Annotated in this window: 20 protein-coding genes; 16 read left to right on the forward strand and 4 right to left on the reverse strand. The window is 43.0% G+C overall.

Features of this window, described 5'->3' with window-relative positions; all coding sequences use genetic code 11:
- Positions 1-211: 211 nt before the first annotated feature.
- From MKY93_RS02370 to MKY93_RS02390, 5 genes are all read left to right on the forward strand, one after another.
- On the forward strand, positions 212-385 hold the full coding sequence (locus MKY93_RS02370; protein ID WP_340758135.1) for a hypothetical protein: 174 nt from the start codon (positions 212-214) through the stop codon (positions 383-385).
- Positions 386-605: 220 nt separating this feature from the next.
- Positions 606-941 carry a hypothetical protein gene (locus MKY93_RS02375; RefSeq protein WP_340758136.1) on the forward strand — a complete coding sequence of 112 codons (336 nt, stop codon included), beginning with the start codon at positions 606-608 and terminating at the stop codon, positions 939-941.
- 232 nt (positions 942-1,173) lie between these two features.
- On the forward strand, positions 1,174-2,649 hold the full coding sequence (locus MKY93_RS02380) for an aldehyde dehydrogenase family protein (RefSeq protein ID WP_078817436.1): 1,476 nt from the start codon (positions 1,174-1,176) through the stop codon (positions 2,647-2,649).
- 24 nt (positions 2,650-2,673) lie between these two features.
- Positions 2,674-3,816: a saccharopine dehydrogenase family protein gene (locus tag MKY93_RS02385; protein WP_009766312.1), complete on the forward strand. Its 1,143-nt coding sequence runs from the start codon at positions 2,674-2,676 to the stop codon at positions 3,814-3,816.
- Between the two features lie 25 nt (positions 3,817-3,841).
- Entirely contained in the window at positions 3,842-5,035 is a 1,194-nt protein-coding gene (locus MKY93_RS02390; protein WP_340758137.1) for an acyl-CoA dehydrogenase family protein, read from the forward strand.
- Positions 5,036-5,282: 247 nt separating this feature from the next.
- Here MKY93_RS02390 and MKY93_RS02395 read toward each other — a convergent pair whose 3' ends face one another.
- Positions 5,283-6,164 carry an SDR family oxidoreductase gene (locus MKY93_RS02395; protein ID WP_340758138.1) on the reverse strand — a complete coding sequence of 294 codons (882 nt, stop codon included), beginning with the start codon at positions 6,162-6,164 and terminating at the stop codon, positions 5,283-5,285.
- Between the two features lie 156 nt (positions 6,165-6,320).
- Here MKY93_RS02395 and MKY93_RS02400 point away from each other — a divergent pair, with 156 nt between their 5' ends.
- On the forward strand, positions 6,321-7,505 hold the full coding sequence (locus MKY93_RS02400) for an aminotransferase class I/II-fold pyridoxal phosphate-dependent enzyme (RefSeq protein WP_221835199.1): 1,185 nt from the start codon (positions 6,321-6,323) through the stop codon (positions 7,503-7,505).
- Between the two features lie 275 nt (positions 7,506-7,780).
- Here the strand turns inward: MKY93_RS02400 and MKY93_RS02405 are convergent, their stop codons facing one another.
- From MKY93_RS02405 to MKY93_RS02415, 3 genes are all read right to left on the reverse strand, one after another.
- Entirely contained in the window at positions 7,781-8,506 is a 726-nt protein-coding gene (locus tag MKY93_RS02405; protein WP_078817433.1) for a dihydropteridine reductase, read from the reverse strand.
- A gap of 1,052 nt (positions 8,507-9,558) precedes the next feature.
- Positions 9,559-10,038 carry a hypothetical protein gene (locus tag MKY93_RS02410; RefSeq protein ID WP_078817431.1) on the reverse strand — a complete coding sequence of 160 codons (480 nt, stop codon included), beginning with the start codon at positions 10,036-10,038 and terminating at the stop codon, positions 9,559-9,561.
- Positions 10,039-10,233 (reverse strand): helix-turn-helix transcriptional regulator, encoded by a 195-nt coding sequence (locus tag MKY93_RS02415; protein WP_078817430.1) that lies wholly within the window; start codon positions 10,231-10,233, stop codon positions 10,039-10,041.
- A 384-nt stretch (positions 10,234-10,617) separates the two neighbouring features.
- Here MKY93_RS02415 and MKY93_RS02420 point away from each other — a divergent pair, with 384 nt between their 5' ends.
- The 10 genes from MKY93_RS02420 to MKY93_RS02465 all read left to right on the forward strand — a co-directional run bounded on the left by MKY93_RS02420 (position 10,618) and on the right by MKY93_RS02465 (position 24,527).
- Positions 10,618-11,112: an RNA polymerase sigma factor gene (locus MKY93_RS02420; protein ID WP_078817429.1), complete on the forward strand. Its 495-nt coding sequence runs from the start codon at positions 10,618-10,620 to the stop codon at positions 11,110-11,112.
- Positions 11,109-11,654 (forward strand): zf-HC2 domain-containing protein, encoded by a 546-nt coding sequence (locus MKY93_RS02425; RefSeq protein WP_078817428.1) that lies wholly within the window; start codon positions 11,109-11,111, stop codon positions 11,652-11,654. Before MKY93_RS02420 ends, MKY93_RS02425 begins: the two co-directional genes overlap by 4 nt.
- 2 nt (positions 11,655-11,656) lie before the next feature.
- On the forward strand, positions 11,657-12,343 hold the full coding sequence (locus tag MKY93_RS02430; protein ID WP_221835195.1) for a YfjL-like protein: 687 nt from the start codon (positions 11,657-11,659) through the stop codon (positions 12,341-12,343).
- A gap of 901 nt (positions 12,344-13,244) precedes the next feature.
- Positions 13,245-13,775, forward strand: a complete 531-nt coding sequence (locus MKY93_RS02435) for a sigma-70 family RNA polymerase sigma factor (protein ID WP_340758139.1) — start codon at positions 13,245-13,247, stop codon at positions 13,773-13,775.
- On the forward strand, positions 13,768-14,403 hold the full coding sequence (locus tag MKY93_RS02440) for a hypothetical protein (protein ID WP_340758140.1): 636 nt from the start codon (positions 13,768-13,770) through the stop codon (positions 14,401-14,403). The genes MKY93_RS02435 and MKY93_RS02440 overlap by 8 nt, the downstream gene beginning before the upstream one ends.
- A 272-nt stretch (positions 14,404-14,675) precedes the next feature.
- The gene (locus tag MKY93_RS02445; RefSeq protein WP_078817424.1) at positions 14,676-15,245 is read left to right on the forward strand and encodes a TetR/AcrR family transcriptional regulator; all 570 of its coding nucleotides are present in this window, start codon (positions 14,676-14,678) and stop codon (positions 15,243-15,245) included.
- Positions 15,246-15,321: 76 nt separating this feature from the next.
- Positions 15,322-17,532: a YhgE/Pip domain-containing protein gene (locus tag MKY93_RS02450; RefSeq protein WP_340758141.1), complete on the forward strand. Its 2,211-nt coding sequence runs from the start codon at positions 15,322-15,324 to the stop codon at positions 17,530-17,532.
- Between the two features lie 460 nt (positions 17,533-17,992).
- Positions 17,993-18,286, forward strand: a complete 294-nt coding sequence (locus MKY93_RS02455) for a hypothetical protein (protein ID WP_221835193.1) — start codon at positions 17,993-17,995, stop codon at positions 18,284-18,286.
- Between the two features lie 478 nt (positions 18,287-18,764).
- On the forward strand, positions 18,765-21,767 hold the full coding sequence (locus MKY93_RS02460; RefSeq protein ID WP_340758142.1) for a DPP IV N-terminal domain-containing protein: 3,003 nt from the start codon (positions 18,765-18,767) through the stop codon (positions 21,765-21,767).
- 657 nt (positions 21,768-22,424) lie between these two features.
- Positions 22,425-24,527, forward strand: coding sequence for a beta-propeller domain-containing protein (locus MKY93_RS02465; RefSeq protein WP_340758143.1), 2,103 nt, complete (start codon positions 22,425-22,427; stop codon positions 24,525-24,527).
- The last annotated feature ends 111 nt before the right edge of the window (positions 24,528-24,638 follow it).

The raw sequence follows: 24,638 nt of genomic DNA on the forward strand, positions 1-24,638 counted from the left end.
TTCATCGGACTTGCTGTAGCGGCTTTTTTTGTTTCGTTGCTCGACTTTTTAAAGTGACCGAGCTAAGTACAGGGTTTGTACATTGACACCGCTGACCCCGCAGTTGCGGCTTCGCTATTCCGGTAGAGATAAATGAGTGTTGTGTTTATCGCGAAAGAATGCAGCATTTGTTTAGGAGCAGGAACTGTTTTATGAAAGTAGCATTACTCCGTTGCTTCGCTCACTAAACGAAGGCGCCTTACAAGCGGTAGGCGTAGCGATGAGACAGACAGGTGATCTTCCTGACTGGCTCATTGCCGGAGCCATCCGCCAGCGCCGAAGTGGGTTCAATGAGGTTGCTTATTTTGGTGTCTCGTTGCTCGACTCTTTAAAGTGTCCGAGCTAGGTACAGGGTTTGTACATTGCACTGCTTCGCCGCTGGGGGATTGCCTCCCGCCAAGAGCCATCCGCCAGCGCCGAAATGGGTTCAGTGACGTCACTCTTTTGTTGTCCCGTTGCTCGACTTTTTAAAGTGTCCGAGCTAGGTGCAGGGTTTGTACATTGACACCGCTTCGCCGCTGGGGGATTGCCTTACGCCATAAGCCAACTAGCAAAGAGCGCGCTAGTTGTCTCATGACAACGGCCGACCCCGCAGTTGCGGCTACGCTGGTGTGGTCAACGTAATCGATGTGGTGTTTAAACTAGAAATATCTAGTATGCATTTTTTGTTAAAGCTAGCTTGCGTAGAGAATGAGCTCCTTTGCTTCCATTCGCTAAACGAAGGCGCCTTACAAGCGGTAGGCGGAGCAATGAGACAGACAGGCGATCTTCCTGACTGGCTCATTGCGGGAGCCATCCGCCAGCGCCGAAGTCAGTTCAGTGACGTCACTCTATTTCTTGATTCGATGCCCAAGCTACTATCTTATATAGTAATCCAAACTAGCTTTTGCAAAGAAAGATAGCCTATTGGCCGCGCTCACTAAACGAAGCCGCCAGCGCCGAAGTGAGTTCAATGACTACACCCAAGCTATCCCAAGCAAGGATTCGGAACAGAAAACAACATGCCACCCCAGATTATTAAGAGGACAAAAGCTCGGAATACCCTACACATTAAAGGAATAGGATAGTATATTGTCGAACAATTCATATAAGGACAATAACGAAAATCACGCAAATTAGAAAGGAGCAAGACGAATGAAACTGACAAACTATGTGGACGGTGTGTGGCAAAAGGAAGCCGCTAACTACACCGCTGTACTGAACCCAGCAAACGGAGAAGAACTCGCACAAGTCCCGTTATCCTCAGCGCGAGACGTGGAAAAAGCCGTAGCGGCTGCTAAGGAAGCACAAAAGAAATGGGCGCTCGTCCCGGCACCGAAACGTGCAGACTACCTCTATGAAATCGGCCGAATCATGAAAGAGAAAAAAGAACATCTCGCACAAGTGCTGACAAAAGAAATGGGCAAAGTGATCGAGGAAGCGCGTGGCGAAGTCCAAGAAGGAATCGACATGGCCTATTATATGGCAGGCGAGGGACGCAGACTCTTCGGGGAAACAGTCCCGTCCGAACTGCAGGATAAATTCGCCATGAGCGTCCGCGCACCGATCGGTGTAGTCGGATTAATCACGCCTTGGAATTTCCCGATCGCCATCGCCACATGGAAGTCCTTTCCGGCAATCGTCGCCGGCAATGCATTCATTTGGAAGCCTGCAACCGAGACGCCTTTGATGGCATATGAGATGGCATTGATTTTTCAAGAAGTCGGTTTGCCGCATGGTGTAGCGAATATCGTTTTCGGATCCGGAGCTGATGTCGGAACGGCGATGATCGAACATCCTGATGTGCGGGTTATTTCCTTCACGGGTTCAACGGAAACCGGTCGTCATGTCGCGGAACTCGGCGGTCGCCATCTGAAGAAGGTTTCATTGGAAATGGGCGGCAAGAATGCGGTCATTGTCATGGATGATGCGGATCTGGATCTGGCTGTCGAAGGGATTTTATGGAGTGCATTCGGAACAGCAGGCCAGCGCTGTACTGCATGCAGCCGTGTCATCGTACATGAAGACGTCAAAGAAGAACTGCAGCAACGCCTCGCTGAAAGCATGCAGGGGTTGACAATGGGAGATGGACTGGATGAATCGGTGAAGGTCGGCCCAGTCATCAATGTGAAAGCGCTGGAGAAAATCGAGAGTTACATCGAAATCGGCAAGCAGGAAGGTGCAAAATTAGTGGCGGGCGGAAAAGTTTTAAATGAAGGCGAATATGCCAAAGGACATTATTTCGAACCGACGTTATTTTCAGATGTTGCGTGGGATAGCCTTTTGGCACAAGAAGAGATTTTCGGTCCGGTCGTTTCTCTTATCGCAGTCAGTAGCTTGGATGAAGCAATTGAAGTGAATAATAGCGTTGCGTACGGATTATCAAGCTCAATTTTCTCTCAGGACGTCAATAAAGTGTTTCAAGCACAACGAGATCTAGATACGGGAATTGTTTACATTAACGCAGGAACGACAGGCGCGGAGATTCATTTGCCGTTCGGCGGGACGAAAGGGACAGGAAACGGCCATCGTGATTCAGGCGTAGCGGCGCTTGACGTCTTTACGGAGTGGAAGAGTATTTACATCGACTACAGCGGCAAGCTGCAGCGTGCTCAAATCGACACGGAATGAACTACAGAGAGAAGGGATGAGCAGATGAAAGTTGTCGTATTAGGTGCAGGATTGATGGGTAAAGAAGTCGTACGAGATTTAGTAAAGCAGGACGAAGTGAAGAAAGTCTATTTGGCGGACCGGGCAATTCGGCAGGCAGAGGACTTTGCGGAGCAACTGATGTCCGACAAACTCGATATTTTATTACTTGATGCACGTAATGATGTTCAGCTGAGCGATGTCATCGGGCTCGGAGACATTGTGGTCAATGCATTATTTTACACATTCAATGAAAAAGTGGCCCGCTGTGCAGTGGAACGTGACGTGCATGTCGTCGATCTTGGCGGACATATCGGCGGTGCGACGGAGAAGGTGCTGGCCCTTCATGAGCAAGCGGCCGCTAAAGGCGTGACGCTCATTCCAGATCTTGGCGTGGCGCCGGGAATGATTAATATATTAACAGGATACGGCGCTTCGAAACTTGATGAAACGGAAACGATTAAACTTTATGTAGGCGGTGTGCCTGTGAATCCGAAACCGCCGCTGGATTACAATGTCGTATTTTCATTGGAAGGGTTATTCGACCATTATACCGATCCGTCCCGTGTCATCCGGCAAGGCAGTATTAAGGAATTACCTTCTTTATCAGAAGTGGAAGCACTGGAATTCGATCGCTATGGCATGATGGAAGCGTTCCATACGTCTGGCGGTACATCCACTTTACTAGAGTCATTTCCTGCCGTGCAGACGCTCGAATACAAGACAATCCGCTATCCGGGACATGCGGAAAAGGCCAGGTTGCTCGTGGATCTTGGATTACTATCAAGAGAATCCACGATCCAAGTGGACGGCAGACCGCTGCGTGTGCGTGATGTCATGATGGCGCATCTGACCCCGCAATTGCGTCTTGGAGATAAGTCGGACGCCGTACTGTTGCGTGTGCACGTGAGCGGAACGAAGGATGGCCAACCAAAAACAATTACGTTCAATATGATCACAGAAAAAGATTCATCAACAAATGAAACCGCAATGGCTCGTGCGACTGCCAACACAATTTCCGTAGTGGCGCAGATGATCGGAAACGGCATCATCACGAAAAGGGGTGCCCTTCCGCCAGAGCAGATTGTGCCGGGAGCATTATACATTGAAGAAATGAAAAAGCGCGGAGTAGTCATCGAGGAAAACTAGATTCATTGTAAAGGAGGACATGAAGATGGACTTTACATTTACAGATGAACAGAAAATGCTAAGGCAGACAGCGAGGCAGTTCGTGGATGCTGAAATTATGCCGAATATCGCAAAATGGGATGCACAGGGTGGGTTTGATCCGACGATTTGGAAACGTCTTGCCGACCTAGGATTTATGGGTGTTTGTGTTCCCGAAAAATATGGCGGCAGCGGGATGGACTATAATTCCTTGGCGATTTTATGTGAGGAACTGGAACGCGGTGATACGGCTTTTCGTACAGCTGTTTCCGTGCATATCGGTTTAAATTCTATGACACTTATGCAATGGGGAACGGAAGAACAGAAACAAAAATATTTAGTTCCACAGGCGGAAGGTGAGAAAATCGGCGCGTTCGGATTAACGGAACCAGGTGCTGGATCAGATGTGGCGGCGATTCAGACAACTGCGGTTCGTGATGGAGACGACTATGTATTGAATGGACAGAAAACGTGGATTTCGCTCTGTGATTCGGCAGACCATTTCCTCGTTTTTGCCTATACTGATAAGTCTAAAAAACACCATGGCATCAGCGCTTTCATTGTCGAGCGGACAATGCCGGGATTTTCATCGAAAGCAATTAAAGGGAAATACGGAATCCGTGCAGGAAATACGGGCGAACTATTTTTTGAAGATGTTCGAATTCCTGCAATGAATTTGGTAGGTGAAGAAGGAGAAGGTTTCAAGATTGCGATGGCCGCTCTTGATAATGGCCGATTCACTGTAGCAGCAGGGTCTGTCGGCTTATTGAGTGCTTGTCTCGAAGCAAGCATCAAGTACTCGAAGACCCGCGTAACATTCGGCAAGAAAATCGGTGATCATCAACTCGTCCAGCAGATGCTTGCGAAGATGGAGGCCGGCTACCAAATGAGCCGTCTTCTCGTCTATCGTGCAGGCGAATTGAAGAACAAAGGAATCCGAAACACGCGCGAAACATCCCTCGCAAAATGGCAAGCATGTGATTTTGCCAATCAAGCCGCAGATGACGCAGTCCAAATCCACGGTGCGTATGGCTATTCGGATGAATATCCGGTCGCTCGCTATTTGCGGAATTCGAAAGCGCCGGTTATTTATGAAGGCACTCGGGAAATTCATACAATCATGCAGGCGGAATATGTCCTTGGCGAACGCAGCGATAAAAAATTAAATCGCATGTTGCCAAAGTGGCCATTTGAGGGATAATAGCAAAAAGGCTGCCCGGAAAGTCATGGGGAAAAGACTTTCCGGGCAGTCCCTGTTCATGCTATTACTATATTTGTGCAGTCCGCGCTCATAAAACCACTAGATGCGCTCATATTCTACTTCAGTGCGATCATACTAGCATGGATCTCGATCATACAGATACTCCGCTCGCTCATAACAGCCTCAAATGAGCTCATAAAGTACTATTTCATTTCCAGATAACTTGAATGAACTGCACCAAAAGCCATTAAGAACCAACAAAATCTCCACCATCAACATGAATCGTCTGGCCGGTCATATAGCTGGAATCCTGCGAAGCCAAAAATACATAGGCGGGCGCATTTTCAGCGGGCTGACCGCGTCGTTTCATAGGCGTGTCCGCTCCGTGTTCCGCTACTTTCTTCGCATCGAATGTCGCGGGGATGAGCGGCGTCCAAATCGGCCCGGGTGCCACGGTATTGACTCGAATGCCTTGCTCTGACAAGCTGAGTGCCAATGAACGCGTAAAGCTTGTAATGGCACCTTTTGTTGCGGAATAATCGATCAAACCAGGCGATCCATTATAGGCCGTGATCGAAGATGTATTAATGATACAATCGCCTTTCTTCATATGCCCGACCGCGATTTTTGATAGATAAAACAGACCGAAGAAATTCGTTTCGAATGTCTCTTTCAGCTGATCACTCGAAATGTCTTCAATGGAGTTTTGAGGAAACTGTTTTCCTGCATTGTTGACCAAGACATTCAATTTGCCGAAGTCCTGGATAACTTGCTGAATCAGCTGCTGGCAATTCTCTTCTTTGCTTATGTCAATCTGATATTTCTTCGCCTTACCTCCATAGTGCTCAATCAATTCGACGGTTTTATCCGCATCCTCATCTTCCTGATCGGCTAAGTAGGCAATTGCCACGTCCGCACCTTCTTTTGCGAATGCAACTGCCACGGCACGTCCGATCCCGCTATCCCCGCCAGTGACCAGGGCCGTTTTTCCTTTCAATTTATCGGCACCTTTGAAGTTCGGATCATCATAAATCGGAGCAGGGTGCATCTCTTCTTCTACACCAGGCTGCTCGGATTGGGTCTGTCCAGGTACTTGTTCGTCTATTTTTTCGTATTTATCTTTCGCCATATTGCATCCTCCTCAATAGAATTTCACTACCAGTAGTATTCCCGAATTGTAATCGGACAAACATGCCGTACTGGCAATAAAATTTTTCCAAGCAACAACTCTGCATGGTACAATGAGGAAATCAACTATTCTATAACAGCTAAGGAGTGCGTCTTTATGAATTTTAAAACTTCCAAAAAAATGTCGATTTTCCCGCCTACGATTTTCGGTGAACTGAAGGCAGCGGCGGCAGCGAAGAAAGCGACGGGAGAGAATGTCATCGATCTGAGCCTAGGCAGTCCTGACCTTCCACCGGACGAGCGCGTACGCCGAGCGCTGTCCGAGCAGAGCGCCTTGGTATCGTCGTACGGCTATACACTTGGAGGAACAAAGAGATTCCATGAAGCTGTCGCAAATTACTATAAACGAAGAACGGGAGTCCTTATCGATCCTGAAACAGAAATACTGCAGACAATGGGCTCACAGGAAGGTCTCGTTCATCTGCCGCTTGCATTTTGTGATGAAGGGGACTATGTCTTGACAACGAACCCTGCGTACGTTGCCTATGACGCAGGCATCAAATTAGCGGGGGCCGTGCCCTATTACATGCCGTTACTAGCAGAAAACGACTTCTTGCCTGATTTGAATGAAATCCCGGAAGAAGTCGCGAAAAAAGCAAAACTCCTCATCCTGAACTTACCAGGTAATCCGGTACCCGCAATGCCGAGTGAAGAGTTCTTCAAAGAAGTCGTAGCGTTCGCGAAGAAACATGAAATTATCGTCTTGCATGATGCAGCGTATTCGGAATACTATTTCACGGGTGAACGGCCTGCAAGCTTCCTGACTACACCAGGCGCAAAAGAAGTAGGAATGGAAATCAACTCTCTATCGAAAAGCTTCAGTCTGGCAGGTGCACGGATTGCATATTTCATCGGGAATGCAGAGATGATTAAAGTCCTACGAGAACTGAAGTCGAATCTCGACTATGGTACGTTTGGACCGATCCAAGAAGCCGCGGCCGTCGCACTCGACCACGGCGAAGAAATCACCGATCGTTTGCGCGCGGAATTCTCCAAACGCCATCACACCTTAATGGAAGGCCTTGCGAAACTCGGCTGGGAAACTACTCCATCTGCCGGCGGTATGTTCGTCTGGGCGAAATACCCGTTTGAAATGGATGATAAGCAATTCGTTTTCGAAGCCATCAAACAAGCAGGAGTCGTCATGGTGCCAGGAAGTATTTTTGGCACGGCGGGGGAAGGCTATGTACGAATTGCGCTAGTGCAGAAAGTGGAATTGATTGAGCAGGCAATTGAACAGCTCGCGAAAATGGTGACTGTTGAAAGCGTAAAAGTAGATTAAATACCACGTTACAAACGGAGAACTAGCCTTAGTTATCTCTAGGCATAACTATGAGGATTTATTTATAGAAGACATTATTCATAAACGAAAAACGCCAATCCGACTAGGAAAGGCGTTTTCAAACTTTAATTTATTCACCAGCAGATACGTGTCCTGAAATCCAGTGTCAACCGATAATGCTTCTGCCTAAGAGAAGCAGCAACCTTTCCTAAAATCCTTTATCAAAAGTGTTGCCCGTTAATGGTACATCTATTTAGTACTTACCGAGAATATGTTTATCTCGCTTTAATTGGCAAATCAAATGATAAAAAATCGGGCAGTTGTTGTTCACGCTTGTCGAGCATAATCTGTTCCGGCTTGATGCCTTGTTCACGCAGTACTTCGATGTTCTGCAAGAGGAATTCATCGCTGCCGACTACATAGAAGAGTCCATCCTTGTCGGCGGCAAGATTTTTCACTTCTTCATAGTAGTCTTTACGATTATCGACGAACTGTGATGTGAACTTCTTGTCAGGTGCAGATTCAAAAATAGTAGTGAATAAGAAATCTTTTGATGAATCGATGTTCAAGGAATGCATTAGATTGACGTGTTGAGCACTATTGAAATACTCAAGTACAAGCGGTCTGAAAGTTGCCAGTCCAACACCTGATGACAGCAGGTAAACATTTTTGTCTTCTCTTTTAAGCGGTACATTCGAATGTGTTTTAAATATTGCAACCTCATCACCGACTCCAAGATTTCTTAAAGTCATTTTAAACTCAGAGCACTTTTCTCTGATGCGTGTGGTGATACCGATTGAATTTTCGTTCGGTAAAGTAGAGATTGACATGTGTCGAATCAGGCTGCGGTTTGGTTTATCTCCGGCATTAAAACCTTCCAATGCGAAGTGGGTGTGGGAACCTTCTTCCCATGTAAAGCCTTCCGGGCAGTCGAGCAAGTACGTTTTAACCTCAGGCGTTTCTTCAATGATCCGGTTTATTTTAGTCCAGTATATTTGCATTAGATAGTCTCCTTATTCAATTATATATGTTGCTAACATCCAATATACCATAAGTGATAATGATTCTCAATTAAACGGATTGTTATTTCAGTTAATCAGTTGCAGGTAACTATTATGTTTGTTCAAACTTCATGATAGTTTAAACAACCATAAAAGTATTAATATTCGTGTTTGTTTGATGTGCAGGCACGGCGCGAAATATTCGCCTGGTTCAAGAAGCGCCGGTCATTGCACTCGATTACGGAGAAGAATGCATCAATTATCTATGCGCTGTGCTTTCCAAAAAAATCCTACTTTAATGGAGGCCTCGTGAAATTTGGCTAAGAAACTACGCCGACTGCTGGCGGCATGTTTTTCTGGGTAAATTATCCATTGGCGATAAGCGACAAACAATTCTTTTTGAAGCAAAAAAACAAGCAGGCGTTGTCATGGTTTCAGGAAGTATTTTTTGTACGGCGGGGGAAGGAAGAATGGAAGGGTACTCTGTAATATTAAAGATAAGTAATGGTATATGGTGACTTATCTCATCATGGCTTGTTTATAATGTTACACACATTATAAAAATGCGTATTACTAAAAGTAAATTTTAGTAATACGCATTTTTATTTTGGCTAACATTTCCGTATAGTTTTATTAAAAGGTTAAACATTTTACACTTACGAAGAAAAGCATTAGATTAGAACTAACGTTCTATATTGTAGGGGTTAATAATTGTATTGGTATGAGTATTGTCCGAAACATGTTGAAAGTAAATATCCGCTATTAGTATTTAAAGATGACCAGCCCTTTCTGCCTTTGACAGATTATGACCAAGATTGTTTAGGGCGAGTTGATAAGAGTTTTGCAACATCTTATTTAAAGTGCATATTAGAAAGAGGAATTGGTGAATAGGTTAATTGCAGTTGAAAAATCCGTTATAGAAAACCAAGAGCGATGGGTAACTAATCAATTTGATCAGTTCAAGTAGATGAGTAATGAGTTGAAAAATAGCCTCGTTAAATTATTTAACAAGGCTATTTTAACTATCTTGTTCTACAATCGCGCCCGATTGCTTAATCCTCTAATTCATTATTTTTCTTAGCAGAACGCTTTAAAGAAACCAAATCGAAAAGGAAATATAAAAGAGTGAAAACTATTGGAAGAGCAATCATGTCTATTCTTTCATAGTAGTTAGTTGGAATCCCTTTAACGATTACGAAAATAATGAAAAATAGAACACCGACTAACAAAGCACGCTTGCCAGCAACACGACGTTCCTCCTTATAGCCTCGCTTGTTCGATACTTCTGTATGTTCTATTCCTGAAAATATATAACGAAAATACGTATATCCTACCATAAGCATTGGAAACATCATAAGAATAAAAGTTACTTCTGTTGAGTCCAAATTCCACTTTAACCAGTAATTGTTTAAAGCAGATCCCAACATCAATAGCCCACCCATTAGGAATGCTGCTTCGGCCATAAAATATAAAACCCTTAATCGTTTGTATTCATCTTCTGGTAAAAATACATTTAAAAATGAAAGTATCACTTAATCACCTTCCCAAAATAAATCATCTAATGTTTTATTTAATGCTTTGGAAATTGCGATACACAAGTTCAAACTGGGATTGTACTCTCCTTTTTCAATCAATCCAATTGTTTGCCTTGTTGCATTTACTTGTTTCGCAAGTTGCGCCTGGGTTAAACCTGTTTCTACTCTTGCCAATTTCATTTTACTTACCATATGCTCACCTACATAATGAAATATATATCTAACATTCTGTTAAGTTTACCTTACATTAATTTTTGCTGAAATGCAAGATAAATATTGCGTGAAATTAAAAAAGCCGACTTCTTATAAAAGAAATCGTCCCCTACCTTTGTGAATAACCACCCTACAATAATTTAACCCAGATCACAAAATGGCCCAATTGTTGAAAGGGCGCAAATCCTTCTTCAAGAATTGCGCCTGATTGTTTGTGATGGGTTTTCTGTGTCCCCAAACCTTTAAAACGCCAGTTAAGAGAAGTCTATGGAATGATAGATAAAAGATAAATTTAAAAAAATTTGTAACGAAATAGTTGGTTGAGGTATTAATACTATGAACAACAAGAAAGTGAGGGCAGTTATGAATAAGCTAGAGGAAGAATATGAAGAGATCCATCCGAAAATCTATGCGTTTTTTTATTCCAAAACAGGAAATCGGATGACTGCTGAAGATCTTTGCCACGATACCTTTTATGAATCATGTAAAAATATTGTCTCTTATAATGGACATTCCACCTTGTCGACTTGGGTGTTCTCGATTGCGATTAATTTATTAAAAAAGTATTACCGAAAAAACAAGTATCAGCAAAGCTTAATGCAAAAACTTGCAACTCTTCCAGAGATTGAAGTTCATTCACTGGAAGAGTTGGCAGAAATTAATGAAGACACAAAAATACTCTTACATCATATCTCGAAACTGGATGACGCCTCAAGGGAAATCATATTGCTGCGCATTTACGGAGAACTGAGTTTTGCAGAAATTGGCGTCTTGGTCGGCAAATCAGAGAACTATACACGTGTGACTTTTCATCGGTTGAAATTAAAGATCCAAAAATTAATGGAGGTGACTTTATGAACAAAGAATGTACAATTGTGCAAGACCTTTTGCCGTTACACGAAGAAGACTTATTGCAAGCGGAGACAAAACAATTTATCGAGGAGCATTTGAAAAGTTGCCAAGAATGCCGCCATATCGCAGAGCAATCACAAATTCCCCTGCCTGCGGAAGTAAATCCCGTCGGTGCTTCTAAAAAAATGATTCGGAATATAACCGTGAAATTGACGACAATACAGATTTTCTTTGTAGCAATTGCCTTTATATTGGCGATGAGCACGGCCATTATGAATAATAGTGGCTTTATCCTAACCTATACCACTTTGGGTGCGGTATCGTTTCTGTTTTACCGATCGGTCCTCATTACGGTCCTGCTTGCGGGGGTACCGAATTTCATATGGAATTGCTTGTTATATATGACGGATTGGTTCGGCGAATTTTATGCTGAAAGTTTTTCGGAAGCTCTTCAAATAGCACTGACCAGCTTAATTGTCCACCTGCTATTTACTTTTATCGGAATCATTATCGGCTTTAGCATTCTTAAAACAAGAGAGGAAATTTAATTATGAAAAAGAAAATAATATACAGTGTAATTGCAATTACATTAATTGCGGTCATAGTGTTCGCTTACATGCAATTCAGCGGAAATACAATTGACAAACACAAGGCAAAGGAGAGTCTGGAAAAGTTTTTAGAACAAACTTATCCGGACTTGGACTACGAAATCAAGCGGTCCGTAGGGTATGGATGGACTGATGGTACTTATCGTTTTAAAGTAGTGGAAAAGGAAACAGCAGGAGTTGAAACCACTTATACGTTCTATGTCTCTGCTTTCGAACCGTATGAAGTTTTTAGTGATACGATCCATGAATCCAACATAGACAAAGAGGCATCCGAAAAGCTAAGCGCAGAGGCAGAGAAGTATCTTCTAACGCTCCTCCGGAAAAAAGTTCCGCAAATCGATTCGGTAGACACGGATGTAGAAGTATACGACAAAGCTGTTATGGAATGGACGCCGAAGTTGAAAACACCCAAGCCGATTCTTATCATGTTGGAAATTGAAAAAGGCGATTTGACGAAAGAACAAATGCTACAACAGAGCAAGAAAATACAGAAGCAATTGAATAGTAAATCCATCGATTATTCTTTAGCTGAGGTAGGGTATATTAGCGTCATCAATGGTGAAAAAACTTATAATTGTTACGTTAGTTTTACACCAGAACAGGAATTAACCATAAAAGATGTAAATTAAACGGTAAGGAATAAAAACATTTAGTCAATAAAAGTTTGAAAACACTATAAGCATGTCCAGTGATCTGATAGAGTTGATCCCATTATCGGCTTTTACAATTTGTCTTAAGAAGAGTAAACGCACAAAGTGAATTTTAACACTATCTTTTGGTTTGTAGTGCTTTTTTTCGGCCATAACTTACCCGACGGATTCCCCAGCTAATTATCAAAAGCTGGGAACTTTATTTAAATATAGTAGGGGGGAATAAACCGGCATCAATAGTTTATACATATCAATTATAAACCGAGGGGCTGTCCAGTCTCTCAAATAAAGCGGACAGAGCTGCATAAGAAGTGAATTTGTAATGTGCTATATTGGAATTGCTTCAACTAAAAGATGAGATCTTTCCGAAATCGAGGAACGATTGCAGAAAATTTTAGGATGAAAATAATCAAACTTTTTCAAGGAGATCTTTACTTCTTCATTCGATTCCTCGACATAACCCTTCAGTTTTAGAAACCCAAAACTGCTTGACCTTTAACGAAATTGTGAGACCATATTTCATTTGAATCAGGAACATTTCGCATCAATAATCTGGCTCGTTTGTTGAAGAGCTATCAATATCATATTACCATATTTACCCGTTTATTAGGCATCAAAAAATGCTACGTGCTAGATGTTTCTACTACACGTTATGGTCCGATACGACATAAAAGAGATCGTCAATGACGATCTCCTGTTGTTCGATTAATCTAGCTTATATAATGTTGTACATTATATGAAGGATGCTGATGTATCAAGAGAAACATGTTAACTCTTTACTTTTAATAAAACCGTTTACTGCTCTTCTTTTTTAATTGTAAACAAAGATGGGTCAAACCAATCCCGACAATCGTCTAATGAATGAAGGGGGACGAAATACATGATTAATGATGACGGAGAACTCGACAAAAGAGCGTTGCTGGACTCATTCATCCGCGAGTACGGTGATGATCTGAAACGCATAGCCTACCTGTACTTGAACGACTTGGCGGAAAGTGAAGACGTTGTCCAAGAAGTTTTGATCAAAAGCTATCATCAGCTCGATCAATTCCGTCATGACTGTACTTATAAAACATGGCTCATCCGAATGACCATCAACCAATGCAAAGACTTCACCAAACGCTGGAGCTTCCGTAATATTTTCTACCGGCAAGAACTGGATGAAGTCCATGATCAAAACCTAACGGAAAACCTATACATAGAACAGGAATCGTCCTATGAAATGAGTCAGCAACTTGCGAAACTGCCAGCTAAATACAAAGAAGTCCTCATTCTATTTTATTACGAAGAATTGACGATGAAGGAAATTAGCGAAGTACTGCAGATCAACCACAACACCGTAAAATCACGATTGCTAAGGGGAAAAAAAGCCTTGAAAGACAAACTCGAAAGGGGTGATTGGATTGGATGAATTCGACCGTAAAATCTCAAGAGAAATGAAGCAAAGAGTACAAGGGATTTCATTGACGGATCAAGGAAAAGAACAAGTGCAAAGGGAGATTAGCCGTCCGTCCGCCAAAACCAGAAAAAGAAGCTACTTCACCTGGACCGTAGCCGTTGCAGCCGCCGCATTGTTTTTGTTTCTGGCAATACCGTTGTTGCAGCAATCAATATCAGAACAAGACTCTGGATCTCCACTGCCAGACGATTTCTATGATGGGATGGAAAAATTGGAACTCAATGTGCTAGAGGAAAAGAAACTAGATGACGGCACTACTGAATATATGATCGAGGTAAACAATGGTACGAAGCGAAATATCCGACAGGCTGTCGTATCCATCAGCTTCGATATAAAATTAGAAAACGGTATAGCAGGAAATCCGTTTAAGCAATCTTGGGGAATCCCGCAAGACATAGAAGCAGGACAAAAAATTACGATACCGATGATTACGGACGCCGGCATATTTAAAGAAGTTCATGTCAATACTAACTCCGCCACCCTCGATTTGGTGGGTTACTTGGATGAATTAAAACCAGAAAATATCTTTAGTGCACATCAATCAAACAGTTCTATTGATGGCGAAGGAAACGTTGAATAAAAGTGAACAAGACTAATGAATTGCCAATGACTGCTTTTTGGAATAATCTCAGCTGACAAGTTGCTGTCCTGACACCGATTCTCATTTTGGTCAACGCCAGGCTGTTGGAAAAGTAAGCCCAGTTTTTTGAAATTCAATCATTAATCAAAAGGTATTTAACAATGTTACAAAAAAACTTTTCAAACCCCTTGCATCTTCTCGCAATCCAGTGTAATATAATGACCTAGTGACCATAAACGTTTTACGGTCAATGAGCGAGGCGAGGTGAAGAAGTGGATCGCAGACAGGAAATCTTACTTGCAGCAGAAAAATCATTCTCACTATTCGGCTACAAAGCCACCACCATGGACCAAGTCGCAAAAATTGCCAATGTCGGAAAAGGAACCATCTATACATTCTTCTCGAACAAAGAAGAACTGTTCCAAGCCATCGTCAGGCAAATGGTTGAAGAAATGCGGCGAGTGTCCGAAGAAAGTACAATAGCAGGCGCTTCATTTGAAGTAAATGCCCATGCGCGGCTCATGCAACTGCTAAAATTCAGAGAAACTCATCAGCTGTACGTTAAGCTGATTGAAGAAGAAAAAGAATTGCGGACACCGATGGTCAGCGAAGTACTGGCATCTATAGAGGAAGAAATCATCGAATTCGTCCGACAGAAAATTGAGCGAGGAATTTCAAAAGGAGAGCTCAAGCCGTGTAACAGCGAACTGGTCGCTTACTTGTTATTCAAATCCTATCTGGCACTCGTCGTGGATTGGTCGAAAACCCATGATCGACAGCTGTCAGAAGAAGAAATCGCACAGTTATTAAGCGATACGATTTTTTCAAGTCTCTTAGTTTGAGACTTTTATTTTTACAACGTAATGACCGTTTGAGCTTTATAGTCAATTGGTCCAAAGTGAAATTGGAGGAAAAGTAATGAAGAAAAGTATGACATTTGCTGAATGGAAGCAATTATTGCGCACACGCAAAATGATTGTGCCGATGATTGCAATCTTATTTATTCCTGTATTGTATGCAGGGATGTTCCTATGGGCATTTTGGGATCCGTATGACCACATGGACCAATTGCCGGTTGCGGTCGTCAATTTGGACGAGGGCGCTGAAATGGATGGAGAACAGCTCGAAATAGGGAAGGAACTAACGGATAAGTTAGTGGACAGTAAGGAGTTCAACTTTCAAAGCGTGACAAAAGAACGTGCGGAGAAAGGGTTAAAAGGACAGGATTATTACATTACGATTGAAATCCCTGAAAACTTCTCTGAACACGCAACCACTTTATTAGAAGAAGAACCGCAGAAATTAAATCTACTTTATAAACCGAATGAAGGCTTCAACTTCTTATCTGCCCAAATCGGTGAAACAGCGATGGACCGCATCAAAGCGGAAGTAAATGAGCAAGTAGCTTCGACGTACGCAGAAAAGCTTTTCGATTCCATCAATGAAATGGGCGAAGGTTTTGGCGAAGCAGCAGACGGCGCAGGAGAATTACATGACGGTGCAAAGAAATTGGCAGACGGTACAGACGACCTCAAAGGCTATCTTGAGCAACTCGCGTCAAGCAGTATTGCACTGTCCGATGGTTCGACTAAATTAGCGCAAGGTGCAAATACAGCCGCAAAAGGTGCGAATGATCTTTCAAAAGGTCTGGGCACATTATCAGCGGGGGCGAGTGACCTGCAAACCGGCGCAAACGAAGCGGCAGCAGGCGCTTCGAGCTTAAAAGCGGGTATTGGAGAATATACGGCGGGCGTTGATAAATTGGCTGCTAGCTATTCGCAAATCGGAGCAAAAGAGAAGGAATTTGCAGGCAGTATTGGTACTCTAGCCGATAAATCAGGCAGCCTGAAAAATGCTTCCGATCAGTTAGCGGCAGGTTCTCAAAGTGTTCATGCGGGAATCAATCAGTTATCGGACCAACTAGGACCAATTTTAGCTCAACTGCCGGATGAACAAAAAGCAGCTTTGCAGGCAGCACTAGGTGAGTTAAAGCAAGGAAGTGCTCAAGTTGCGGGTGGAATAGGCGAGTTATCAGCAGGAGCAGCTGGCCTTCAGCAAGGTGCTTCACAATTAAACGGTGCAGCTGGTCAATTACAAGGTGCACATGCGGAAGCACTTGCTGGATTGAAAAAGCTTCAAGGCAATTCTGCGAAGTTAGTGGAAGGTTCAAATGCTCTGGCTAACGGCAACAGTCAATTGGCAGCAGGATCTAAGCAGTTGGTTGGCGGCGTGCAAAGCGCAGCAGCAGGTTCTAAAGAATTAGCCAATGGTTTGAATGAATTGACAACAGGTGCAGGAACGATGCAGCAAGGAACAGGCACGCTCGTCTCCAAATCCAAAGACTTGGCAGAAGGTTCCGGAAAACTCGCTTCAGGTGCTACGGAACTAAACGAAGGAACAGCAACATTACAAGAAAAACTAGCTGAAGCCAATGAAACAGCGGGTGAAGTGAATCCGACAGACAAGACATACAATATGGCGGCTTCACCTGTTGATGTGGAACAGCAAAGCATTAACAAAGTACCAAATTACGGAACAGGTTTCGCACCATACTTCCTTTCATTAGGATTGTTTGTAGGTGCATTGCTTGTGTCGATCGTCTTCCCATTAGTGGAACCAGCGACTCCGCCGACAGGTGCATTAGGTTGGTTTACGAGTAAAGTGTCCGTCTTGGCGATCGTCGGATTGATTCAAGCGTTACTCGCAGTCGCTGTCGTTAAATATTGGCTCGGTATGGAAGCGGTCAATACGCCGATGTTCATATTGACTGCAATCATCACAAGTTACACATTCATAGCTCTCGTCCAAGTACTCGTTTCCATCATGTCGGATGCAGGACGTTTCGTAGCGATCTTAATCTTGATTTTGCAATTGACAACGAGCGCTGGAACATTCCCATTAGAATTAATTCCAGAGCCACTAAAAATCTTCAACACATTATTGCCGATGACATATTCTGTCCAGGCATTTAAAGCGACGATCTCCACTGGAGACATGGCGCATTTATGGGCAAACAACGGCGTTCTGATCGGCTTCATGGTCGTGTGCCTAGCATTGACATTTGGCTATTTCGCACTCGTCTTCAAGAAGCGTTATTCAGGAAAAGCAGCAACAACAGTAGAAGCGTAAGAGAGTTTGCATTGTCCTAAAGGGATTGTCCAGGAAGTCATGAAACATGACTTCCTGGGCAGTCCTTTTTTATTTTGCTTCAAATTAAGTTAAGGATGTCCTATTGGAATTACTGTGAAAGGTTCGTTCCTTTGTAAGAACTTGAGTAGTTGGATGAATATGATAGTATTGGTGTAATATATTGGTAGATTCGGCAATCGGGCCAGCTTGTTTAACGGAATTTTTAGTATCCCGGATTATACAGGAGGTGGAAAATAGTATTAACTAGTCGAACTATCGGGATATTGATTTCGAGAAATTTAATCTTATAGAGGTGTTCAGAAAACAAAAGAGGTGGCTGGGAGGTAAGCGGGATTTACATGATGTGGAAAGCAAAGAGCCTGAGGTTCCGGTTGATGATGTATGCTAATAATAAATTTAATACTTGATGAAACTTATTAAACATTGAAAGAGGTTAAAGATGATTATTAAAATAATAATGAAATTTATACTTAAGATTATTGGTTTTTTGTTAGTAATTTTGGGACAAGGTTTAATATTACTCACAACAATTTCAGGCTGTTTAATGAATCTTATTACTGGATTTTTATTTCTTATGGCAATCATACTTAGTTTTTCAGATTTGACGGTGGGTCAAAAAATCTTTTTCTGGGTTATAGCTATAATTTCCGGTGCCATTTCAACTAACATTTATACAATACCTGAACGACTGGTAAGTACAGGCACACATTTAATTAATTTTGATTTTAATTAAATGGTCTAAAAGCTAAAAATTACTGGTCAATAAAAATATCTAAAGCGCTTTATAGTTATTTTGGTGACGACAATTTTTTAAACTGAGAATATCTATGCATTACAAAATTTAGACATGACTCTGACAATTTAATAATGTACAAAGAGAGCAGTCTTCTGATCGAAAAATCGGTCGGAAGGCTTCTTTTTTGTAAAAAGAGTTTGGCTACCAAGTCTTTACGCAATTCGGAAGCACTTCTGATTTATTTCGAGACCTAGTGCCTACCCTTAAAGTAGTATAACGCTTAAAGATGGCAAGTGAGGGGGGCTCTTAACCCTATGTCACTCGAGTTTTTTATTAATCCAATATGTGGTAAGTAGTGCCTAGATTAAAAAATAGGGAACAATACTTTTTGAAAATTTGTTAAAGTGTACACAATTCGAAAAAGGAGGTTGCTTTAAGTATAGGAAAACCAATAATTAGGAGGGGGTTCTTTTTTATGAGGAAGTGGACAAGATACTTTATTTTATCTGTATTAATTACTGCATTAACATTCAGTCAAATTCACATGGGAGTTGCGGCAGAGGAGACAAATAACTCCAAGAATAAAACAATTAGAGTCAAGGAAGGGACGAATATGAGTGTTGCAGTCTCCCCTGACGGCAAAAGTCTAGTGATCGAATTGCAGGGTGGGTTATGGTCGCTTTCCGGGAAAGGCGGGGAAGCGAAGAGAATATCAGATAACTTTGACGACCCATCTGTACCTGACTGGTCACCGGATGGAAGTAAAATCGCTTATCAATCATATAGAAGCGGCAACTATCACATTTGGACAATGAATCCGGATGGTTCAGAAAAAGAGCAGCTGACGACAGGCATTTATGACCATCGGGAACCAAGCTACTCTCCGGACGGTTCGCGTGTAGCCTTTTCAGCAGACCGTGACGGTAGCTACGATATTTGGGTATTGGATTTAAAAACAGAGGAACTTACTCAATGGACCGATAGCCCGGAAGAAGAATTCTATCCTACGTGGTCACCGGATGGAAAAGAAATTGCCTTTGTTGTCGGCGGAGATAGTAACGGGAAGCGCATTGATGTGGTGAATGAAAATAACGAACGCCGCACGATTACAACAGTGGAAGATGGGAAAGTTTTATCTCCATCTTGGTCGCCAAATGGAAAAGATATAGCTTATGTATTGCAAGTAGACAGTAGAAGTGAACTGATCATTGACGGTGAAAATGTAACTGGAGGGGAGGATGTATTCCCGTTCCCGGTGAAATGGACCTCGGGCGACGAGATGATCTATACAGCGGACGGAAAAATTAAACAGCGCAATTTAAATGAACAAGAAAGCCGATCCATCCCTTTTGAAGCAGAGATTCCAATTGATCAGCCGGAATACAATCATAAAAAGTACGACTTTGATTCTAAGAAGCCGATGCCTGTTACGGGGATTGTTGACCCGGAGTTATCTCCAGATGGAAAGACGATCGCCTTTGTAGCATTAAATGATCTCTGGTTACTCGAAGTTGGCAAGAACAAGCCTAAGCAATTAACTAATGATTCATACTTCGAAGCAAATCCAGCTTGGTCACCAGACGGTACGAAGCTAGCCTATTCTTCTGATAAAGCCGGATCGGAGGATATATACATTTTGGACGTGAAGACCGGTAACGAACAAAGGCTAACATCGGAAGCCGGGGCAGAAGTGGCTGCATCATGGTCACCGGATGGAAAGAAAATCGCGTTCCAAGATCAAGAGGGTGCAACCTATATTATCACTATCGAAACTGGCGAGATTGAACAAATTCTTAAACCTATGTGGGAGCCGGGGCATCCAACGTGGGGACCGGAAGGAAAAACGATTGCGATTGCAGCTTTAAAGCAATTTTCTAATAGATTCAGAGAAGGGCTGAGTCAAATTTTGACGGTAGACCTGGAAACAGGGGAACAGACATATGTAGATCCTGCAAAATCTAAATCGTTGAGTAACCGTTCGAATTCAGGTCCCGTTTGGTCACCGGACGGAAAGCATATGGCCTTTATTATTGAAAGCACGCTTTGGGTCATGCCGGTAGATCAAAAGGGTAATCCAATGGGACAAGCCCGAAAAATAACCGAAGAAGTAGCTGAGTCACCTAGCTGGAGCGGAGATTCGAAAACGTTGTTATACGTGTCGAATGGCGAATTACGGACCATTCAAATGAATGGTGACGCTCCAAAGAAAGTACCGTTCAAAATGACTTGGAAAGCTGACCAGCCGAATGGCATTACAGTGATCCATGCAGGCAAGTTATGGGACGGTGAAAGCAAAGAACTCAAGCACAATATGGACATCATTGTACAAGGAAACCGCATCAAAGAAATTAAACCTCATGAAAAACCTCACCACGGCAACAACTTCATCGATGCAAGTGATCAAACAGTCATTCCAGGGTTATGGGATGCCCATGTCCATCAGGCACTTGAATCGGCCTTTCTAGGATCAAGACAAGGAAGACAATTATTATCCTTTGGTATTACGAGCACCGTCTCAATGGGAGAACCGGCCTATTTAGCACTTGAAGACAGGGAAGCAAACGCTTCAGGAGCACGTGTCGCTCCACGGTTCTTTGCATCAGGAGAACCAATTGATGGTTCACGTGTTTACTATAATTTTATGAGACCGACTACCAGTGAAGATCAATTAATCAATCTGGAGCTTAAGAGGGCGGAAGAATTGAATTATGATATCCTAAAAACGTATGTGAGAATGCCGTTTAATTATCAAACGATCGCGATTAATTACGGACATGAACTGGGAATTCCTACTTTCTCACATTATTTCTATCCATCCATTGGCTTCGGTCAGGACGGAACATCTCATGTTTCAGCAACGCAACGTTTAGGTTTTTCCCGTTCACAAAGCTTCACGAAACTTTCATATGAAGATGTCACCAAACTGGCTGCGGAATCGGGAATGGCTGTTACTTCAACTCTTTTCTCATCAAAAACGTTACTTGAATTCGATCCAGCTTTACTTTCAGATCCTAGAGTTAAAACATTGTATACACCATATCAATACGAAGCAATCACCAAACATTACAGTAATGCTACAACGACTGACCAGACCGTAACTAGAACCGGATTAGAGAGAGAGGTATCCTTGCTGAAAGACATCATGGATGCTGGAGGAACGATACTGGGCGGAACGGATATGCCGCTAGATAATGTTGCGGTGAGTCTTCATTTAAACATTCGCGCCATGGTTCGTTATGGCATGACTCCTTATGAGGCATTGCGGACAGTAACATACCTCCCTGCGAAGAGGTTCGGAGCGGAAGATGACCTCGGAACGATTGAATCAGGGAAATTAGCAGATTTAGTTTTCGTAGATGGAGACCCTCTTCAAAATATTGATGATGTTGCTAATGTTCAAATGGTCATGAAAAACGGGAAAGTGTATTTGATGGATAACCTTTTGGAGCCGTATAAGAATACAGATGAAACGAATTAATATGTTTTAATTATGATGGACGGCAATTATCCGATTTCAGCGGATAATTGCCGTTTTTGTTAAAACCCAATCCTACACCGAACCCACTTCGGCGCTTGCGGATGACTCCCGCGATGAAGCCAGTCAGGAAGGGCGCCTTTCTGTCTCATCACTCCGCCTACCGCTTGTAAGGCGCCTACGTTTAGTAAGTGAAAGCACTATGAATATCTATTTGCACTTTGGATTCTGACTAATAAGTTGGCTGCTGTAGTATCTTCTATATTTAAACACTACTCTCACTAATTTGTACGTACAAGCGAAGCCGCAACTGCGAGGTCGGCCGAAGCCATGAGTAAGCTAGCGCCCTTTGCTAGTTGGCTCATGGCGGGAGGCAATCCCCCAGCGGCGCAGCGGTGATAGTGTACAACCCCGCACCCTTTCTTGGACACACTGAAATTCGAGCAACGTGACAACAAAAGTGTAACGACATTGAAGTCACTTCGGCATTTGCGAATACCACTTACCACACTTATTTTCTATACCACACTAGCGATGGTGCCGCTACGGCATCCGTGATGAAGAATATTTACAAGGTACTTCACTCCGTCTTATTTCCACTCGATCTGTAACCAAATCAGAAAAATTCAGTCTACTCCAATAACAACAAGTGGAGAGAGGATGAATAAAATGAACAAGAGCAGATGGATTGTGACGCTTATAGCTATCGGAGGAGTCGGCGTGCTCATACTGGCAAGTTTCTTTTTCTGGCCGAAAGTGAACATCACATCCGCCCAATCAGTACTTGCCGACCAGCCGATGACGGTGTATTTCACAGCACCGGTCAAACCAAGTGTAGAGACATCGGAGTTTTACGTGACCGACCGTAATGGGGAAAAAGTGTCCGCTGAGCTGTCTTACGGAAGCGGGAGGACCACTTTGAAAGTGGAAGAGCTGCAGCCTGGAGACTATGAACTGCACGTGCCGAATAACAGTTTCAGAGGATGGAAAAGAACAATGGACTCCACGTTTTCATTCGCTGTGATCGAGTCCGTCCTGCCTGTCGGATCCATTAAAGAGATTGAAACATTCTTTAGGCAAGCAGAGCAACAAACTAACAATTTTATGCAAAGTGATGACCAAGTGGAGTCTTCTTCGGAAGACAAGGCGTCTAGCCAAGGTGGTGCTGCTTATTCTCAAACGAATCAGCAAGTTGAGGGTGTGGATGAAGCGGATCTTGTGAAAACGGATGGTAAATTCATTTACGATATCACGAACTACGAGCAGTTGATCATTACCGATATCCGTAAACCGAGGAAGCTAGTGAATGCCAGCATCACGGGCTTTGACGGGACATTTTATCCAAGAGAACTATATGTAGACGACAATCTTCTCGTAGTCATCGGCAGCAAGCAGCACGATCAACCTGTTACCGCTGATGAAGCGAAACGGATGATGCCGACACAAGAGTTATCCGTGATTCGGGTGTACGATGTGACGGACCGAAAGCAGCCGAAGCTAATTCGTGAAACAGGAGCGGAAGGCTATATCATCGGGACACGAAAAATTGGCCGGCATGTGTATATGGTGACGAATAATCGTCCGATGTATTTGATTCAGAACGATTTGCCTGAGGGCGAAGAGTTGTTGCCAAAGGTGTTTGACTCCGCGGACGACCATTCGGTGCAGCCAATGAAGATCGATCAAGTCTCCATTTTGCCAGGTGCAATGGAACCGTCGTATTCTGTTATCACAGCACTCGATATTCATTCGGGTGACAAGAGTGGTGTCGAGACGAAGGCCTATCTTGGCAGCGGCGAACAACTCTATATGTCGAAGGATCATGTCTATTTGATAGCCACTCTCTATGGAAACCAAGCTACACAAGGAAACAGCGAAGTCTTCAAATTTAGGCTGAATGGGACGGCCATCAATTTCTTGCAGGCAGCGCAAATGAGAGGCACCATCTTGAACCAGTTTTCCATGGATGAATATAACGGATACTTTCGAGCGGTCACAACGGAAGGCAATCTCTGGGATGAGAAAAACATCGCGAAAAACCATTTATTCATCTTAGATAACCAAATGAAGCAAGTTGGATCTGTTGAAAATCTTGCGAAAAATGAAAGGATTTATTCGGCACGGTTCATGGGGGATAAAGCCTATATGGTGACATTCCGTGAAACAGATCCTTTATTTGTGATGGACGTTGAAGACCCGCAGAACCCTGAAGTGCTCGGTGAATTAAAGATCCCCGGATTCAGCAACTATTTACATCCATTGGACGAAAGGCATTTGCTTGGGTTCGGTTACGAAACAGTAGCCAAGAAAAATCCTCAAGGTGGCGAGCCGATCATTCAAACACAAGGTATGAAGATTTCATTGTTTGATGTCACGGACTTCGCGAATCCGAAAGAAAAGGCAACTGAAATCATTGGCGGTCAAGGTACGTATTCACCTGTCCAACATGATCATCACGCTTTGTTTTTACATCCGGCAAGGAATTTGTACGGATTTCCGGTTACGATCTATCGGGAAGTCAAAGGTGAAAATTTCTTGAATTCTGAAAAGGCTGGGGCGATGATTTACGAAATATCGGCAGACAAAGGAATTATTGAAAAAGCCGACCTGACGGAAAAATTTTCAAACGATTATTTGGATTGGGAAAAAGAGGTTCAGCGCCTGCTTTACAGCGGAGACACCGTTTACACGATTGCTGCAAATGAAATAAAAAGCTATTTATTGGATGATTTTACGTTGTTAGATGAATTGGAAAAGGAATGAAAAGGTTGTCTTTTCGCAATTCGTCCATTAAGCTTTAAGTAGCAGTACCAATTAAAATTTGCACGAAAAAAATGGAGCCCTTTCTTTATGAAAGGAGCTCCATCTCATTTG

This window comes from Sporosarcina sp. FSL W7-1283 (assembly GCF_038003105.1).
Classification (GTDB): Bacteria; Bacillota; Bacilli; order Bacillales_A; family Planococcaceae; genus Sporosarcina; species Sporosarcina newyorkensis.

What these genes read in the sequence shown, in the direction of transcription:
- MKY93_RS02425 (WP_078817428.1), top strand. Translation starts at nt 11,109, where the DNA reads ATGAACAAAGAATGTACAATTGTGCAAGACCTTTTGCCGTTACACGAA.
- MKY93_RS02455 (WP_221835193.1), top strand. Translation starts at nt 17,993, where the DNA reads ATGATTATTAAAATAATAATGAAATTTATACTTAAGATTATTGGTTTT.
- MKY93_RS02430 (WP_221835195.1), top strand. Translation starts at nt 11,657, where the DNA reads ATGAAAAAGAAAATAATATACAGTGTAATTGCAATTACATTAATTGCG.
- MKY93_RS02435 (WP_340758139.1), top strand. Translation starts at nt 13,245, where the DNA reads ATGATTAATGATGACGGAGAACTCGACAAAAGAGCGTTGCTGGACTCA.
- MKY93_RS02385 (WP_009766312.1), top strand. Translation starts at nt 2,674, where the DNA reads ATGAAAGTTGTCGTATTAGGTGCAGGATTGATGGGTAAAGAAGTCGTA.
- MKY93_RS02395 (WP_340758138.1), bottom strand. Translation starts at nt 6,164, where the DNA reads ATGGCGAAAGATAAATACGAAAAAATAGACGAACAAGTACCTGGACAG.
- MKY93_RS02465 (WP_340758143.1), top strand. Translation starts at nt 22,425, where the DNA reads ATGAATAAAATGAACAAGAGCAGATGGATTGTGACGCTTATAGCTATC.
- MKY93_RS02405 (WP_078817433.1), bottom strand. Translation starts at nt 8,506, where the DNA reads ATGCAAATATACTGGACTAAAATAAACCGGATCATTGAAGAAACGCCT.
- MKY93_RS02380 (WP_078817436.1), top strand. Translation starts at nt 1,174, where the DNA reads ATGAAACTGACAAACTATGTGGACGGTGTGTGGCAAAAGGAAGCCGCT.
- MKY93_RS02390 (WP_340758137.1), top strand. Translation starts at nt 3,842, where the DNA reads ATGGACTTTACATTTACAGATGAACAGAAAATGCTAAGGCAGACAGCG.
- MKY93_RS02450 (WP_340758141.1), top strand. Translation starts at nt 15,322, where the DNA reads ATGAAGAAAAGTATGACATTTGCTGAATGGAAGCAATTATTGCGCACA.
- MKY93_RS02400 (WP_221835199.1), top strand. Translation starts at nt 6,321, where the DNA reads ATGAATTTTAAAACTTCCAAAAAAATGTCGATTTTCCCGCCTACGATT.
- MKY93_RS02460 (WP_340758142.1), top strand. Translation starts at nt 18,765, where the DNA reads ATGAGGAAGTGGACAAGATACTTTATTTTATCTGTATTAATTACTGCA.
- MKY93_RS02420 (WP_078817429.1), top strand. Translation starts at nt 10,618, where the DNA reads ATGAATAAGCTAGAGGAAGAATATGAAGAGATCCATCCGAAAATCTAT.
- MKY93_RS02415 (WP_078817430.1), bottom strand. Translation starts at nt 10,233, where the DNA reads ATGGTAAGTAAAATGAAATTGGCAAGAGTAGAAACAGGTTTAACCCAG.